Below are 17,467 nucleotides of genomic sequence, written 5' to 3'. Positions count from 1 at the left end.
AAGACACAAGACAATTTAAGTATGCCTTGGGAGTAATAATGCCCATGCTCGTTTTATACAATTCATTGATTTTAACTTACAATCCGGTTACAGGTATCTGGTTTGCCGTACTTGCCAGGGAGGCATCGGAAACTCGGTGCTCCTCAGCCCGTCATGTGACACCCTTATCCGGTATAGTTTAGGGGCATCCGTAACCGGACTATTATTTCCCGGACCGTCATTTTTGTCACCACAGGCTATAAAGACACAGCAGAGTGCCAGTAAAACTGTTGCTTTGAAAAATCTTTCCATTATATAAATATTTGAATGACCCGTGATACATTTTCTATTCAATCGTGACGGAATAATCAACCATGCATCACGGATCATTTATAACCTCAGTTCATCAATGGAAGAATACTATTTACCTATATAGATTTCGGCCAACTGTACCGATCCCCGGTCTGTTGCAAAACATTCCGGCTTCTGAGAATAAAATTTCAGATACCTGTATGTCGATTGAGGGATCACAAGATTCGGCGTCTCTACTGTGGCCGCTACATCCCAGCCCGGGACAACAACATCCGTAGCAATAGGAGTGAAATTCACGCCATCGTTACTCCCGGAAACCTCTTCTATGATCCGGTATCTGAGAAGCGTATCGGTACCGCTCCTGTGACGGATCCTGAAGTAACTTACCTCGCGTTCTGCTTTCATATCGACAATGAAATAAACAAAGCCGCCATTTGCCGCAGTAGGTATTGAAATACCCGCATGACTTTTCCCCGGTTTCACCAAAGCAAACCATGTAGCAGGATCTCCGTCGAGTGCATGTTCCAGTTTATTATTGTTCCCTTCTACAAAAAGAGGATTTTGCGAGGCGGTTAACGTCCATCCTTCACGCGAATAGTCTTCAAACACCCTTACATTAAATTCTCCCGAAACGGATGGATCATATTTGGATGTAACGGTTACCTTTGCGGTTCCACCAGCGACCCCCGTGATGATCCCGCTTGTGTTTACATCCACGACCGACGGGTTGTCGGAACTGTAGAGCAAATCGTTGATAGAAGCTTCCGCGGGAGATATGATGATGAGTGTTTTCAGATCTTCGGCAGATCCTACATTGATATGTATTTCAGGATCAATGATTTCTATTTCAGAGATTTCGATGACGTCTTTTTCTCTTACCGTCAATGTAAATTCGTCGGATTTTCCATCTACCGTTACAGCTATTACAGCGGTACCCACTGAATTTGTATTGATTTTTCCCCTGGCATCCACCACGGCCACATCGGCATCGGAAGAGGCAAACGTTTGCATTTTATTGGTGGCATCTTCCGGAAAAACGGTTAACCGGTTTGCAATCACCAGAGAGTCGCCGATCTCTATACTTACTCCTTTTTTGAGGTCTTCGTCCAATGTTATACTTTCCACACTGACATTCTCATATTTGGGTATGTTATTGTCACAATTGGTCAATGATAATCCGGTAACAAAGAACACCAGAAGAATGACTATTAATGTATTTTTTGTCATAGCACACTGTTTTTATGTTATTATCATCTATCATTTATTTTACCAACCCGGATTCTGAACAAGTTGCTCACTTTTCTGAATGGCGGCGTAAGGTATGGGATCAAAATAATTTTTCCTTTTAAAGCTACGGTCATGTATGACCGTTCTTGTATGAAATGTGGTTTTGTTCCCATACATGTTCATGCCGTGGAAGTTTCCTCCCTGTCCGCCTTCTCCCGGCGCGTTTTCAGCGATCATCCACCGCCGCACGTCGAAATAACGTTGTCCTTCGGTTGCCAGCTCGATGCGCCTTTCCCTGCGGATGGCTTCCCGTTGTAAATTTTGGTCTCCTTTTATAGCAGGGTTGAGTTCTTCCAGCTTCGGCAATCCGGCACGTTCCCTTACACGGTTTACATATTCCAATACATCGGGATCGGACGGGGTGACTTCATTCAATGCCTCGGCATATAACAGGTAAAAGTCAGCCAGGCGGAAGATGATGGAAGGTCTGAACTTGGACTTGACTCCCGGGGAATCCATGTGCACGGTACGATTAACCCTCTTATAGAGGAGATACCCTGTCCTCGGGGATCCTTCCACCCTGTTGTCGGCGTTCCCACCTCTGTAGAACTGCACTTCTTTATTACTGATATGCCATCTTTTCCCGGAAAAGGTGACCGTATTGTAAAAGCGCGGCTCACGGTCGATATACATATTGGAAACCTCCACTCCATTGTATGTGCCGAATCCGGTTTCACTGTACAATGGAGACTTAGACAAAAAAGACGTATTTTTGATCGGCAACCCGTCTTTCATATAAAAATCGTCAACCAGTTCCTGTACAACCGCTATATCTCCCAATCCCTTACTCTCGCTGCGGGGTGTGGTAAAGGTATCATAATCGTTTCCGTCCGCACCTCCCCAGGAGGTGACCGAAGTAGCCCATATGATCTCCCTGTTATACTCCTGGAAAACCCCGTAAACGGATTGATCAGGATCTAAAACTCCGTTAGACATCACTCTATACAATTCGTACCTGTTATTTTCTTCTGCATAGTGGATGAAAGCCTTGCACGCATCAAGCGCTTTCTGCTTTTTGCTTTCATCTTTGGCAGGGAACAGGTATTTACCGTCTTTATTCTGCAACTGCAAAGCCTCCGTATATTCGCCGTTATAAAGCGGGCTGGCAGCATACATCCATAATTTAGCAAGCACAGCCAGGGCCACTCCTTTGGTAGGTACCGCCCTGAAACTTTCATTATCATGGTAAGGTTCCTGCTCCATGCCCGGGATGGCTTCCTTGATCTCGGTATCTATAAAATCAATGACTTCATCCAATGAGTTACGGGGGATATCCAGCTCATCATCCAGTGTAAAAGACTGGGTAATAACAGGTATCGGCCCATTTAACTCCATCAGGTAAAAATGATACAATGCTCTCATAAAGCGCACATTGGCCTTATATCGATCAACCTCCGCCTGCGTAAGTGTGGCTGCATTAGGACCTCCTTCTTCTACGATGGGTTTGGCTTTTTCCAGGAATATATTCGCCTGCCTTATCCTCTGGTATAACTCGACCCACCTTTCCGAAGTGTTGTTCGTTGCATTCCAGTCGTTATACCGCCCTGTATTATTTGCCCACCGGTTATACACCTCATCGGTATACGCGCTCCATATACCACCCATTCCATTCGCATTGCAAAACCTGGAATAATTAGGCATATTACTATACACATTTGCATACCATCTCTTGGTATAATCCACATTGCTAAAGACCTGATCGAAAGAGGACAGTCCTCCCGAGAGTTCGTCAGATACGTCCAGATAATCCAAACAAGAATTGAAAGAACTGACCAATAAGCCGATAATCAGTATTTTTATTGATTTGATTTTCATACGATTAAATTTTAGAACCAAGAGTCAAGAATCAAGATCCAAGACGATTTCATCATTCGTCCGGTTATTCATCTTTTATCATGGTTGTTTCATACGATTATTTTATTTGTTTACATCAATGTGTATGGAACCTTTGATGTTTAAGATAATCATTCCCTTCGGGTGTTTAATGATTATCTTAAGCATGTCGGTTTCATACGATTATTTTATTTTTAAAAATTTAATTCAACCCCCAACGTAAACGTTCGGGGCAGCGGATAACTATTTCCCCCGTTCTGGTTACCGAGTTCCGGATCCCAATATTTCACATCATCCCATACATACATATTATACCCCTGGAGGTATACCCTGGCGCCATTCAACAGTAACTGCTGCGTATATTGCTTTGGGATGTTATAGCCTACTTCAAGATTCTTGAAACGAAGGAAACTTCCGTTTCTCAACCACCACGTACTGGGTTCCTTGTTCACATTTTTAGCATAGCCTACGTGTAATCTCGGCATGATCACATCCTGGCTTGGATTGTCGGCTGTCCACCGACTGTCGAGGAACTCTTTACGGATATTTGATTTTTCGATTCCCCAGTTGAAAGGCCAGAAGGTGTTGTTGCCGCTTGCCAGAAGGATAGATGAATTACCTGTCCCCTGGAAAAAAGTACTTACATAAAATCCTTTGTACTCGACATTTATCCCGAAGCCATAGTTTATTTCCGGATTGTAAGGATGACCGACTCCTCTTACCTTGTCAAAGTTGTCGATCCTGCCGTCATTATTGATATCCCTGTATTTGATATCACCGGGACCTAGGATACCTTCCAACGTGACTTCGGGTAATCCGGGTTTCAGTTCGTATGTATAAGTACCATTCGCTTTTTGTGTTTTTATGAAATCGTCTTCCGTGTACAGCCTTTCAGCAATATACAACTCATGGTCTCCCACTCTTGTGCCGGTGACGGCCTGCCACGGATATTCCTTCGGCAATTCATCGTATTCGATAATTTTATTCCGTGCAAAAGTGAAGGTACCTCTCATGCTTACTTTTACCGGTCCCCAATCCTGGCGGACATTCAGACTGGCATCCACACCCCGGTTATCCACAATCCCGAAATTTTCCCAGGGCCTTGCGTGGAACCCGGCTACACCGGGAATGGTGTTCCGCTCCATCAGTATATTCTCCCTCCTGTTATTGAAATAATCGGCGGTCAGTTCGATCCGGTTGTTCATGAATCCAAGATCGACACCCACATTTCTTTTATTCTCAATTTCCCATTGGATATTGTTATTCACGAACCGGATATCCTTGATCCCGTCTCCCAGTCCATTGGTGCCGCCGTTGGAACCTATTCCCTGATTGAAACCGCCTGCATCCATCTGAAATGTAGCGCGGTAAAGGAAACGGGCGCTTCCGGTATCGTCATTTCCCGTACGTCCGTAAGAAAGCCTTATCTTCGCCTTGTTCATGATATTGCTCAATGCTGCAGGATAGAATTTTTCGTTCGAAATATAATAGCTCAATCCCACGGCAGGGAAGAATCCGAATTTTTTGCCTTTGGCAAAGGTTTCACTGCCGGTATATCCGAAGTTACCCTCTATAAAATACCGGTCGTCGTACGAATAAGTCGCACGGCCTACCATCCCCTGCTTCCTGAACGGAAGAACCACATCCGATGCCTGCGTTTCTTTCTGCATATACAGGAGCATACCTCCTACCGTATGTTTCTCCTGAAAGGTGCGTAAGTAATTGAATGAACCTTCTATATAGATCCTGCGGTACGATACGCTTGGTTGCGTTTCAGGATCTTTCAGCTCAGGAGAACCGGATTCCGATGTCGCGAAAATCAGGGTTCCGTCTTCATCACGCCCGATGGCATTGAACAAGCTGGGCCAGTGATTTCTTAAGGTCTGGAAATTTCCGTCATAATCCAGACTGACTTTCCCGTTAAATTTCAATCCTGGAGTAACAAAGCTAAGATCCTGGTTTAAACCGATATTCGATTGGATCATTGTCCCCCACATTTTCCTGTATCCCTGGTTCATCAGCATATTATACGGATTCCTGTTATTGCCGTCACTCTGGGTAAGATAAGTGGCAAGCGTGCCGTCGCTGTAAACAGGAGGGAACAAATGGGGCGGGGTATGCAACATGAATCTGAAGATATCGCCGGGCGACCGGTTGGATGTCGTGCGATTGACATACTGCCCGCTTAGGTCAATGCTCAGAAGGGTCGATTTCGTTACATTCAAATCGATATTGCTCCTGAGATTATACCGCTCAAACCCGAAGTCGCCTTTATACTTTTCCATCGGATTTTGCTTGAAGATCCCCTCCTGCTGGAAATAGGCCATTGACACGAAGTACTTGGCATTCTCCGCCCCACCCCTGAAATTCAGGGTATACCGCTGGTTGGAATAATTATTGGCCAGTAACTCATCCATCCATTTACTGTTCGGGTACAGGTCATTGTCGACCCTGTTACGGTATCTTTCTATTTCCTCCGGATATTTATAAGGGTTCTCCCCGTCATTGAAGTTGGCTTCATTGGCCAGTTCGATATAATCCCACGAATCGACGAATTCAGGCAGGCGGGTCGGTTGGGAAACCGAATATTCGCCGCGAAAAGAGATCCTCGGTTTTGAGATATTTCCGCGTTTGGAAGTGATCAGGATAACGCCGTTCGCTCCTTCGGCTCCGTATACCGCTGTGGCCGCGGCATCTTTCAACAGGCTGAACGTTTCTATTTCATCAGGCTCAATGTTACTGATTGCCCTGGGAATCCCATCGACTAACACAAGCGGATTGGTTCCCCCTTTGAATGTGCTGATACCCCGTATCCAGAATTCCGCGTCATCACGACCGGGTTCCCCGGAGCGCTGGATACTGATCAGTCCGGCAAGCTGGCCTGCCAGGTTATTCGTAAGATTACTGGTGGGCACGGACAATTCTTTTGAAGTGACCGTACTTACAGAGCTCACCACACTCGATTTGCTCTGTTGCCCGTAACCGACAACCACCACTTCTTCGAGCATCTGTTCGTCTTCCTGAAGCGTTATGTTCAATACATTCCGGTCCCCTATACGGACTTCCTGGGTGAGAAAACCAATATAGTTGAATACAAGAATATCCGTATCATTGGCATCGATTACATACAATCCGTCTATATTGGTGACGGTACCATTTGTCGTGTTCCTGACCGACACGTTCGCCCCGATCATGGGATCGCCGTTGGCATCGGTGACGGTACCGGTGATGCGTTTTTTTCCACTTTGCCTTATCTGCGGGTGCTTTTTGGACAGGTAGATCTGTCTGTCTTTGATCAAGTAACCTGTATCGGTTGATCTGAAAATCTGATCCAGTATTTCATTGATCTTCTTCTCTTTCACATTCACTGTAACCTTTCTATCCAGATCCACATCATCATGGAAATAAAAAAATATAAATTCACTGTTCTTCTCTATTTCCGCAAAGACTTCTTTGACGGTTTTTTCTTCCAGGTTTAAAGAGAGTTCCTTGTCTTGTGAATAGCTGTTGGCAGCTCCACAGATACCGACACATGTCAATAAGAGTATAGTTGCTATTTTCATCCTCCGTAACAGCTGAATATTAATGATATGGCTAATACCATACTTATCGAAATTTTTCATACATTTGTAAATGGTTTTAATATTGTTATAAAAATCGTTAACTTGTTGAAACCGGACCGGGCGGTATGTGAGAGTGCCGTCCGGTTATTTTTTTTAATGTTCGGGGTATCTTTCCATAGGCTATCTGTTTTTAAATAAAGTGAATCTGTTCTTTTCTGAATCGTTATTTTTTTGTCGTTTCCCTATCGCGGCACAAAGCATCCGCACACCAAAGGAGGGGTGCCTGGCCATGCAGGTCGCCGGTATTTCGTTTGCGGTCAAGGTAATATTGATGGTCGTTTTTGGCATTTGTGCCCTCACAAACATTTTTGATATTATCGTCCTCATTCAGATAGGTTAAGAGCGCAAGCCATCCCTTACGGGCAGCCGCACCGTATGTTTTTTCATCGAGCCAGCCATTCTTTACCCCGACAATCATCGCATAGGTAAACATGGCGGTACATGACGTTTCCTTCCATGATGAAAAATCGTCTATGAGCTGGCGCCACATCCCGTCATTCGCTTGATATTTGAGTAAGGTCTGCATCATTAATCTATAGGCTTTTTCGATTTTTTCCCTGTCGGGATTATCTTTCGGCAGCACCCTCAATAAATCCGCCATCCCTACGGCCATCCATCCGTTTCCTCGGCCCCAGAAGAATGGCACATCGGGAGTATGATAAAACAGTCCGTTAGGTCGTTGTATCCGGTCGAGATACATTGCCATTTCCCGTGCCGTTCTGTCAATATATTTCCTGTCTCCGGTGACCAGGTATGCCTGTGACTGAACAGTTGTGATCATATACATATCGTCAATCCATATACGTGTCTGCCAGGAATAACCCTGATCGTGCCAGTTTTTTTGCGATTCCTTGGGATCCGGCGGCAGTTCCCACTGCGTATCCGCGTACATCAATCCCAGTTCAAGGTATTTATCTTCTTTCTTTGTTTTATATATTTCCAGCGGAACCGATCCGAATACATTATTATCCACATGGTTTGGAGCGGGGTACAGGTTATTCGATTCTGAAGAAAAAAAGATATTGTCATATCTTTCAAGCAGCCTGTTATATAACTGATCGTCGCTGATAGTCTGTGTAAACCGGAAAGCGCCCAACCAGGTACACACATAGGGATAGTTCACACGGGGGTTTTGGGTATCGATGGTACGAATATATCGTTCGGAGAGTCTTACACCGATTGCCTTAGGATCGGCTCCCTGGGGAAAATTTGTTAAATCGTAACTCTCCGGCGTTATTTTTCCTGTATTCCCGCTCTCAGCCGGATGATCTGACGAGCAGCCATATAAATGGGAAACAGTATAAAAAGAAAAGAGGGTCACAGCAATTAAAATTCTTTTTTTCATATGATTTAAATTAATATTTTTTTACTAACGTTAAATAAAGATGTCGTAGATAATTGAGCGAAGCGAAATCGCCGACTTCCTTTAAATGATTATTTATTCATGGAATGAATGTTCCTTATGCTATACAATTAAAGAAATTTTTCATATAAAAAAGCATACATCTCTCATGGCCGGATCATGCAGATGATCTTTAATCCGGCAGAATATCGGTAAAAATCCGGTTCAGATTTCTTTCAGAGAAAAGTCAGTATTCTGAAAATCAATGAGATTTAAGAGGGGCTTTTCATTTTCATTATTTAATTTTTTATAGTGTTATTATATATAGGACCGTATGGCATCCGGATTAATAAATTTTATAGGTATTATTACCGGATGTATATTTCAGGTTGAGATTATCTAAAATATCATTTAAACTTTCTTTTAAATCAAGTTTTCCCGAGCACCGTAACTGTCCGGTTTCAGGGCTGCACGCTATTTTCTTTCCATAGTACTTCGAAAGGCGTTTCAGGACGACCTCGAGCTTTTCATTATCAACGATATATAACCCGTTGATCCATGATGTATAATATTCGGCATTGACCTGTTTTTTCATGGACTGCCCCTCGTGAAGCTCAAACATTTCATTCGGTTGCAGGAAAACATCCTGCCGTTTGCCCGATTGGGATATTTTTACCGACCCGGAGACCAACACAACGTTATTGATTTCATTCTCATACGTGGAGACATTGAACTTCGTACCCAAAACCCGGATATCAAAGTTATCCGTTTTTACAATGAAAGGGCGATCCGTATCGTGGGCAATATCCAGAAAGACTTCTCCGCTTACATAGATCTCTCGCCTCGTATCCGTGAATTCAACAGGATAAGTAAGGTGGGTTCCCGCATTTACCCATATTTTGGTACCATCGGACAATGTAAGTCTTGATCTTTTTCCATATGGGACAATCAACTGGTTATATTCTGCCGATTCGGCCTTGGAAATTTCTGTCGTCGCTAATTTTATCTCTTTCGAATCGTAGGCAATGACAGGTTCAACTTCTTCGGTGACAATTATTTTCTGATCAGAAATAATCAGTTTGACTGTCGTATCATCCAGATTAATTGTTTTGTTTTTTTCCACGTATGACAATATTTTATCCTGCCCGAGGGTCAATGGTCCGGGCTCTTGAACTATCATTATTACGGCAATAACGCATGCAGCAATACCAGCCGCAACCCCCATCCAATAGCGTACAACCCGCCTTTTTTTATTTGTCCGCCCGAGGTTTATATCCATGATCCGATCTAGCAGCTGATCCACCTCTTCGTCAGGCAACATCCGGCTTTCGTCATCCCTGATCGCAAGAAGTATTTGTTTTGCCTGAATGAATTCCCCTATATTGGACGGATTCCTTTTCGTGAATTCGGACCAGAAATTCTCGGATTCTTCCGTCGGTTCCTTCATTGAGCGTATAAAAAAAGTATCTGACAGAAACTCTTCGGACCTATAGTTTACGTATTTGTTCTTGTGATCTGAATAAAGCATATTACATGAACGTTATATATATAACTTCGGGTTTATTTTTTAATACTCACTTCAACGAATCTTTTTTCAAATGTTGACGAATTTTTTTTAAAGACCGGGAAAGGATATTCTGCAAAGACTGGTAGTTCAGATCCATCAGACGGCATATTTCTTCAGGGGTTAAACAATCTATATAACGGTAACGGACTGCTTCTCTTTGCCTGTCGGTCAGAAGGGACATGGCCAGGTTGATTTTATCTCCCATGGCCCTATCCTCTTCCCGTTCTATCAGGATGTCTTCTATATTCTTTTCAGGCAGATTCCCTGCATTTGTGTCTTCCCTCTCAACATCCATATATATTTTCTCTTTGGATATCGCGGTGAGCAACTGATTACGCATGGAGGTCAGGAGGTAATATTTTATATTGTCAGTATCCCCTAAATTCGAACGGTATTTATATAACTTGGTGAAAACATCTTGTATACAGTCCTTAATGATTTCCTTATTTTTGGTAAATTGAAGTCCCTGAAAATATAAATCCCGGACATATGTCCTATAAATAAGAATATATGCATCATCGTTCCCATTTCTGAAACTATTCCATAATAAAACGGGATCATTGGTGTCACTCTTTTTCATAATCACTGATCATCCGTAATGGGTGCTGTTATCAATTTTTATTCTGAAATCCGGTTGATACGAAACGGCTGTAAAAGCGAGCGCATCAGATTGTTTTTCCCGGAAGGATCTTTGGTTGAACTGATGGCAAAACTCATAGGAAAAACATTGTCAGTCCGACAAAGTTATCTATTTTTTCTTAAATTTCCCTTTTTCACCCGATTATTCTGAATACTCTCCCAGTCCCCCCTTGCTTAACACCCATATAAGCAAACCATTGATTCACCCTTTACCGTGACACCTTCAAAGAGGGACAGTTTTTTTATTCCGTTCCGTCGAAAATTCGTACTTTTGTAGTTATGCAGAAAACCGAAAAAAATAGTGACTCCGGCTTGCTCAGCCACCTGAACGAAGCACAACGGGCTGCCGTAGCATTTTGTGACGGACCTTCACTTGTGATTGCCGGTGCAGGATCGGGAAAAACACGGGTACTCACTTATAAGATCGCCTACCTCCTGGAGCAGGGACTTCCCCCTTATTACATCCTGGCGCTCACCTTTACCAACAAGGCGGCACGCGAGATGAAATCGCGTATTGCCGATCTGGTGGGAGAAAAAAGGGCCCGGCGGCTCTGGATGGGGACCTTCCACTCCATCTTTGCTCGTATACTACGGAGTGAAGCGGAAGCGATCGGTTTTCAGTCGAATTTCACCATCTTCGACTCATCTGACTCCAACAATTTAGTAAGGCTGATCATCAAAGAGATGGAGCTGGATGACAAACAGTACAGGCCGGGGGTGGTGCATGGACAGATATCGAGGGCAAAGAACAGCCTGATCACACCAGCCATGTACGCAGCTAACACCGAAATTATACAGTACGACCGGATGGCGAAAAGGCCACAGCTCTTCGAGATTTATCAACGCTACCAGAGCAGACTCCGCTCGGGCAACAGCATGGATTTCGACGATCTGCTGATGTATACCAATATATTGTTTCGCGACCACAAGGAAGTACTGGAAAAATACAGGAACCAATTCCAGTATATATTAGTAGATGAATACCAGGATACCAATTTTGCCCAACACCTTATTGTGAAGCAATTGGCTGATGCACATCACCGTGTATGCGTGGTGGGTGACGATGCACAAAGCATCTACTCATTCAGGGGTGCCAATATCGACAATATCCTGAAATTCAAATCGAATTTTCCTGGTACACAAATATTCAAATTGGAACAAAACTACCGTTCCACCCGGAATATCGTGAATGCGGCCAACAGCCTGATCAAAAAAAACAGTGAGCAGATATTCAAAAATGTGTTCTCCGAGAATGAAGAGGGTGAGAAGATCGAGATAAGGAGCGCTTTTTCCGATTTTGAGGAAGCACTGATCGTCTCCAACAAAATCGCCCGGATGCGGCTCGAAAAATATGCCGGCTACAACGACTTCGCTATCCTTTATCGTACCAACGCCCAATCGCGTGCCTTTGAAGAGGCGCTTAGAAAGAATAATATTCCCTACAGGATATACGGGGGACTGTCGTTCTATCAACGCAAGGAGATCAAGGATATCATCAGTTATTTCCGGCTGATCGTCAATCCGAACGACGAAGAAGCTTTCCGCCGTATCATCAATTACCCGACCAGAGGTATCGGTGCTGTAACTGTCGCCAAGATCACTTCTACCGCACAACGCCACAACGTCAGTCTCTGGCAGGTGGTTACCGCTCCACTGGAATATAATCTGGATGTAAACACGGGTACGGCAAAGAAATTGGAAGGTTTTTATTCCCTGATACAGGGTTTTATCGATAAAAACGAAACGATGAACGCCTTCGAACTGGCACAGGAGATAATTAAAAACAGCGGAATCGCCAAAGAAGCTTATGACGACATGACCCCCGAAGGGATGAGCCGTGCACAGAATATGCAGGAGTTGCTTAATGCGATGAACGAATTCGTGGAAACGCAACAGGAGCAGGGTGAAGAAAATATCCGCCTGGCAGACTTCCTCTCAGAAGTGTCATTACTCACCGATCAGGACACTGACAATGAAGCCGATAACGAGAGGGTAACACTGATGACGGTCCACTCTGCCAAAGGGCTGGAATTTGACCACGTATTCGTGGTGGGACTGGAAGAAGATCTCTTTCCTTCTGCTATGGCGAAATCGGAAATACGGGGCCTGGAAGAGGAACGTCGCCTTTTTTATGTGGCGATCACCCGCGCAAAGAAAAGCTGTACTATTACCTACGCGAAAAGCCGCTTCAGGAATGGACAGACTAATCCCGCCACACCAAGCCGCTTCCTGAAAGACATTGACTCCTCCTATATTGAAGGTGGGGAAAATGACTTTATTACCAGGACGGCCCCGGCAGATGATTTCTGGGGATCTATGCGGGAGCAGCGATTACAGAATACCATGAGCAATCACACCATTACTCCAAAGCGAGTGGTACCCGTTCAACGAGTCGCTTCCTCCACTCCCTTATCGAAAGAGGCACAAGAATTGGAAGTCGGACATATAATAGAACATGAGCGATTTGGACGCGGTGTGGTGACTTCCATCGAGATGAGCGGCAACGATCGACGTGCATTTGTAGAGTTCGAGTCCGCCGGTAAGAAACAACTGTTACTCAAATTTGCCAAATTCTCGATTGTTGAGTAAATTCATCACAAATGCCAGATTTATATAACACACCTCGTGTAGCAAAGAAAGTACAGAATCTTTTTTCAGACTCCAAGTAATGCCTTCTCCCCGCTACTTCCTCCGAACAGTATATCAGTCGGTTTTTCCAGCAATTGTTTAACCCTGACCAGAAAACCGACCGACTCCTTGCCATCAATCACACGATGGTCGTACGATAATGCCACATACATCATAGGACGGATTACTACCTGACCGTCTATGGCTACCGGACGCTCCTGGATATTGTGCATACCCAGTATGGCAGACTGAGGGGGATTGATAAGAGGTGTGGACATCATGGAGCCGAATATACCACCATTAGTCACGGTGAACGTGCCGCCACTCATTTCGGGGATGGAGATCTTGCCGCTCCGTGCCTTTGCTGCAAGTTCCTCAAGCGCACGCTCTATTTCTGCCAATCCCAGGCTTTCTACATTGCGGATGACAGGTACCATCAATCCTTTGGGTGTACTTACTGCAACCGAAATATCGGCATAATCGTAAGTAATCATATTCTCACCGTCGAGCATGGCATTTACATTGGGAAACTCGCGTAGAGCTACAGAGCAGGCTTTCAGAAAAAAAGACATGATGCCCAGCTTGATACCGTGTTTCTCCATGAACTGGGTCTGGTATTTCTTCCGCAAATCCATAATAGGCTTCATGTCTACCTCATTAAAAGTGGTCAGCATGGCTGTCTCGTTCTTCACTGATACCAAACGCTCGCTTAACTTCCTCCGGAGTGAGCTCATCCGTTCACTTTTGGATTCCCGGGTGACCGGACGCTTCAGTCCATTCGCACCAATTCTGTCCGATGCTGCACCCAGTACAGTCTCCACATCCTCACGCTTTAATCTCCTCAAACCGTTGATCACATCCTCTACCGACAACCCGTTCTCTATCATCACTTTTTTTGCCAGAGGGGTGATCTTTATTTTGTCATAATCAGTTTGGGATTCAGATGGCTCAATGGCAGTTTTCGCCGTAGAGATACCTGTTGCGGTAGATTCTTCTACCGACGGAACAGAAATTTTTTTTCCGTCCTGCGATGCCGTTTGTGTTGTATCTGCTTTCTCAGAGGATTGCCCCGAAGCGGGAGGCTGTTCCAAGGATGTCTTATCATCTGCTGCCGGCGCTACAGACTCTTCCGGTTGTACCGAGGTATCTATGGTACAGGCCACAGCACCCACCTCTATCGATTCTCCCTCCGTAGCTTTGAGTGATATTTTCCCGCTCTCTTCGGCCATCAGCATCAGCGTAGCTTTTTCCGATTCCAATTCCGCTATTTCAGTATCTTTTTGCACGAAGGCACCCTCTTCTACCAACCAGCGGGAAAGCTCCACATGCGTAATGGATTCTCCGGGACTTGGTATTTTTATTTCTATAATTGCCATATTCTTAAAGTGAATAGTGAATAGTGAAAATTTAGATTGGTAATTTCGAAACACCAAGCATCGCAAATATTAAAATTCGCTCTTTTCACTTTTCGTTTTTAGTTTATCAGAAATCTTTGTTCTTTATTCTCCAAGAAAATTGAACGCTTTATCCATGATGACTGCCTGACACACCTTATGCTGTGCCGTAAGGCCTTCGGCCGTGACGCCGCTGGCGGGACGGCTGAGAATCTGCAAGGTACAATCATCCATTTGCTGTTTTACAAAAAGGGCTGCACCCATATTGAATGGTTCCTCCTGTACCCACACAAGCTCCACATTTGCAGGATAGCGCTGTAATACCTTCCTGATCTGCTTTTCCGGGAAGGGATAGAGCTGCTCCACACGCAGAATGGAGATATCGTTTATTTTTCTCTCTTTCTGCACTGCATTGAGTTCGTAATAGATCTTACCGCTACAAAGCAGCACTCTTCTCACTTTCGACAGATCTTTTATGGACTTGTCTTCTATCACCTCCATAAATCTACCTTCAGTGAAATCGGCAAGGGAAGAAGTACACTCAGGGTGACGCAGGAGGCTCTTGGGTGTAAAGACGATCAGAGGAAGACGGATATCGCGGTGCAACTGCCTGCGAAGCACGTGGAAAAAGTTGGCGGGAGTAGTACAGTTTACCACTTGTAAGTTATAGTTAGCGCAAAGGCTCAGGAAACGTTCTATTCGTCCACTCGAATGTTCCGCTCCCTGCCCTTCATAGCCGTGCGGAAGAAACATCACCAGCCCGGATCTTATACCCCATTTCTCCTGTGCGGCTGAGATATACTGATCCACGATCACCTGCCCTACATTGTAGAAGTCACCAAACTGCGCTTCCCAGATGGTAAGCCCTTCGGGATGAGCCAGTGAATAACCATACTCAAAGCCCAGTATACCATACTCATTGAGGGGCGAATTATAGACCCGTACAGGCGCCTGTCCCTCACCCAGGGTTTTCAGGGGAAAGTATTTCTCTTCACCGTCTTCGGTGATTACCTCAGCGTGGCGATGCGAAAACGTACCCCGCTCGGAGTCCTGACCGCTCAGCCTTACCGAATGCTTTTCTTTCGCTAATGAAGCATATGCCATCAGTTCACCCATCGCCCAATCGTAACTATCCTGTTCGATCATAGCTGCCCTCTGCGCGAACAGGCGCCGGGTCTTGTTAAAGAATTTTTTATCCTCCGGCAGCTTTGTAATATCTTTTGCCAGTTCTATGAACAACTCTTTTGAAATGGCCGTATCGACACTCTTTTCAAAATCCGCAGCCTCCGGATAACGTATATTTTTATATCTTTTCGGGAAAAAGGGCTGAAGGTTTAGTTTATTGGATTTGAGCGATTCTTCGTAAGCCTCCTCTAAGCGCCGGTGAAATCCGGATACTTTTGCTTCAAACTCCTGTCGGGTAATGACATCTTCAGCAATCAGTTTTTCCGCATAGATATCACGCGGATTTTTATGTTTGGCAATGATATCGTAGAGTTTTGGCTGTGTAAAACGTGGCTCATCCCCTTCATTATGACCGTATTTTCGGTAAGAGAGCAGATCGATAAAAACATCGATATTGAACTTCTGACGAAATTCCAACGCCAGCTTGGCTACATATACCATCGCCTCTATATCGTCTCCGTTCACATGGAATACGGGTGAATGGGTCACCTTTGCCACATCGGTACAATAGGTACTGGATCGTGCCTCCAAATAATTAGTGGTAAATCCCACCTGATTGTTAATCACAATATGGATAGTACCTCCTGTTTTGTAACCTTCGAGTTTTGAAAACTGAATGGTCTCGTAAACAACACCCTGTCCCGCGATAGCCGCATCACCATGAATAAGGATCGGCAATACCTGATCATAATCATAATTGTGCACGTTTTCCAGCATCGCCCTGGCAATACCCTGTACTACGGGTCCTACCGCTTCAAGATGAGAAGGATTAGGAGTAAGGCTAAGCGTGATAGTACGTCCTTCATACTCGATCGTACTGTTATATCCAAGATGGTATTTTACATCACCGTATTTAATTTCCTCATCGTAATTTTGGGCATTGAATTCGCGGAAGACCTGTGCATAAGGCTTTTTCATCAGATTGGTAAGGACATTCAACCGTCCGCGATGCGCCATACCTATCACGATCTCATTCACATCGTAAGCGCCACCACGCGACATTACGGCATCCAGCGCCGGTATGATGGACTCTGATCCTTCCAAAGAAAACCGCTTTTGTCCTACAAACTTTTTGTGAAGGTAATCCTCGAAGCCTGATGCCTCGATAAGCCGGTCAAGGATCCGCAGCCTTGCTTCCCGGGACAGTACATCCCGATTTTCGGAATCCTCCATTTTGTCCTGCAACCATCGAACAATCTCCGGCTTGGTCATATAACGGTATTCCACTCCGATCGATTTACAATAGGTCTTTTCGAGACGGGCGATAATCTCCCTCAGTGTGGCCTTTCCCATCCCCCCCACCTCATGCCCGGCCTCAAAGTGCCTGTCGAGATCACTTTCGGTAAGATCGAAATTCTCGATGGCAAGAGTCGGGAAATAACTCCGGCGCGTACGTACCGGATTGGTCTTGGTAAAAAGATGGCCTCTTCGCCTGTAACCGGTAATCAATTTCATTACCGCCAACTCTTTCCGGGAGTTTTCTACCGAGACACTACTCTCTCCCGGCTTTACCGGGAAACGGGTAATGGCTAAGTCAAACCCCTGAAAGAAATAACGAAAACTCTCATCCACACTTTCGGGATCTGCCTTATATTTTCTATATAAATCCTCTATGGCTTCCAGATCCACTGCATTCATCTCATCTTTGGCATTCATCGGTCAATTTCAAAAAGTGAAA

At 44.7% G+C, this 17,467-nt stretch carries 10 protein-coding genes; 1 reads left to right on the top strand and 9 read right to left on the bottom strand.

Annotation, left to right across the window (positions count from 1 at the left end; genetic code table 11):
* Positions 1–87: 87 nt before the first annotated feature.
* The 7 genes from F597_RS0117225 to F597_RS0117195 all read right to left on the bottom strand — a co-directional run bounded on the left by F597_RS0117225 (position 88) and on the right by F597_RS0117195 (position 10,523).
* Positions 88–291, bottom strand: coding sequence for a hypothetical protein (locus F597_RS0117225; RefSeq protein ID WP_139224165.1), 204 nt, complete (start codon positions 289–291; stop codon positions 88–90).
* Positions 292–399: 108 nt separating this feature from the next.
* Positions 400–1,518, bottom strand: a complete 1,119-nt coding sequence (locus F597_RS0117220; protein ID WP_019540998.1) for an Ig-like domain-containing protein — start codon at positions 1,516–1,518, stop codon at positions 400–402.
* Positions 1,519–1,557: 39 nt separating this feature from the next.
* Positions 1,558–3,393: a RagB/SusD family nutrient uptake outer membrane protein gene (locus F597_RS0117215; protein ID WP_019540997.1), complete on the bottom strand. Its 1,836-nt coding sequence runs from the start codon at positions 3,391–3,393 to the stop codon at positions 1,558–1,560.
* 212 nt (positions 3,394–3,605) lie between these two features.
* On the bottom strand, positions 3,606–7,034 hold the full coding sequence (locus tag F597_RS0117210) for a TonB-dependent receptor (RefSeq protein ID WP_019540996.1): 3,429 nt from the start codon (positions 7,032–7,034) through the stop codon (positions 3,606–3,608).
* 163 nt (positions 7,035–7,197) lie between these two features.
* Positions 7,198–8,379 (bottom strand): glycoside hydrolase family 88/105 protein, encoded by a 1,182-nt coding sequence (locus F597_RS0117205; RefSeq protein ID WP_019540995.1) that lies wholly within the window; start codon positions 8,377–8,379, stop codon positions 7,198–7,200.
* Positions 8,380–8,722: 343 nt separating this feature from the next.
* Positions 8,723–9,823 (bottom strand): FecR family protein, encoded by a 1,101-nt coding sequence (locus F597_RS21125; protein ID WP_161947582.1) that lies wholly within the window; start codon positions 9,821–9,823, stop codon positions 8,723–8,725.
* 127 nt (positions 9,824–9,950) lie between these two features.
* Positions 9,951–10,523 (bottom strand): RNA polymerase sigma factor, encoded by a 573-nt coding sequence (locus F597_RS0117195; RefSeq protein WP_026327589.1) that lies wholly within the window; start codon positions 10,521–10,523, stop codon positions 9,951–9,953.
* A gap of 338 nt (positions 10,524–10,861) precedes the next feature.
* Here F597_RS0117195 and F597_RS0117185 point away from each other — a divergent pair, with 338 nt between their 5' ends.
* Complete coding sequence (locus F597_RS0117185) at positions 10,862–13,171, top strand: ATP-dependent helicase (protein WP_019540991.1); 2,310 nt, start codon at positions 10,862–10,864, stop codon at positions 13,169–13,171.
* Positions 13,172–13,236: 65 nt separating this feature from the next.
* Here F597_RS0117185 and odhB read toward each other — a convergent pair whose 3' ends face one another.
* Together odhB and F597_RS0117175 are read right to left on the bottom strand one after the other, a co-directional pair.
* Positions 13,237–14,586, bottom strand: coding sequence for a 2-oxoglutarate dehydrogenase complex dihydrolipoyllysine-residue succinyltransferase (odhB, locus tag F597_RS0117180; protein ID WP_019540990.1), 1,350 nt, complete (start codon positions 14,584–14,586; stop codon positions 13,237–13,239).
* Positions 14,587–14,709: 123 nt separating this feature from the next.
* Positions 14,710–17,445 (bottom strand): 2-oxoglutarate dehydrogenase E1 component, encoded by a 2,736-nt coding sequence (locus F597_RS0117175; protein ID WP_019540989.1) that lies wholly within the window; start codon positions 17,443–17,445, stop codon positions 14,710–14,712.
* Between the last annotated feature and the right edge of the window lie 22 nt (positions 17,446–17,467).

The sequence above is a fragment of the Proteiniphilum acetatigenes DSM 18083 genome (assembly GCF_000380985.1).
Classification (GTDB): Bacteria; Bacteroidota; Bacteroidia; order Bacteroidales; family Dysgonomonadaceae; genus Proteiniphilum; species Proteiniphilum acetatigenes.
This window is presented reverse-complemented; position numbering and strand designations above follow the sequence as displayed.

Bases quoted from the DNA above. Each gene is read 5' to 3' on its own strand.
- F597_RS0117225 (WP_139224165.1), bottom strand. From the start codon at position 291: ATGGAAAGATTTTTCAAAGCAACAGTTTTACTGGCACTCTGCTGTGTC.
- F597_RS0117220 (WP_019540998.1), bottom strand. From the start codon at position 1,518: ATGACAAAAAATACATTAATAGTCATTCTTCTGGTGTTCTTTGTTACC.
- F597_RS0117215 (WP_019540997.1), bottom strand. From the start codon at position 3,393: ATGAAAATCAAATCAATAAAAATACTGATTATCGGCTTATTGGTCAGT.
- F597_RS0117210 (WP_019540996.1), bottom strand. From the start codon at position 7,034: ATGAAAAATTTCGATAAGTATGGTATTAGCCATATCATTAATATTCAG.
- F597_RS0117205 (WP_019540995.1), bottom strand. From the start codon at position 8,379: ATGAAAAAAAGAATTTTAATTGCTGTGACCCTCTTTTCTTTTTATACT.
- F597_RS21125 (WP_161947582.1), bottom strand. From the start codon at position 9,823: ATGAAGGAACCGACGGAAGAATCCGAGAATTTCTGGTCCGAATTCACG.
- F597_RS0117195 (WP_026327589.1), bottom strand. From the start codon at position 10,523: ATGAAAAAGAGTGACACCAATGATCCCGTTTTATTATGGAATAGTTTC.
- F597_RS0117185 (WP_019540991.1), top strand. From the start codon at position 10,862: ATGCAGAAAACCGAAAAAAATAGTGACTCCGGCTTGCTCAGCCACCTG.
- odhB (WP_019540990.1), bottom strand. From the start codon at position 14,586: ATGGCAATTATAGAAATAAAAATACCAAGTCCCGGAGAATCCATTACG.
- F597_RS0117175 (WP_019540989.1), bottom strand. From the start codon at position 17,445: ATGAATGCCAAAGATGAGATGAATGCAGTGGATCTGGAAGCCATAGAG.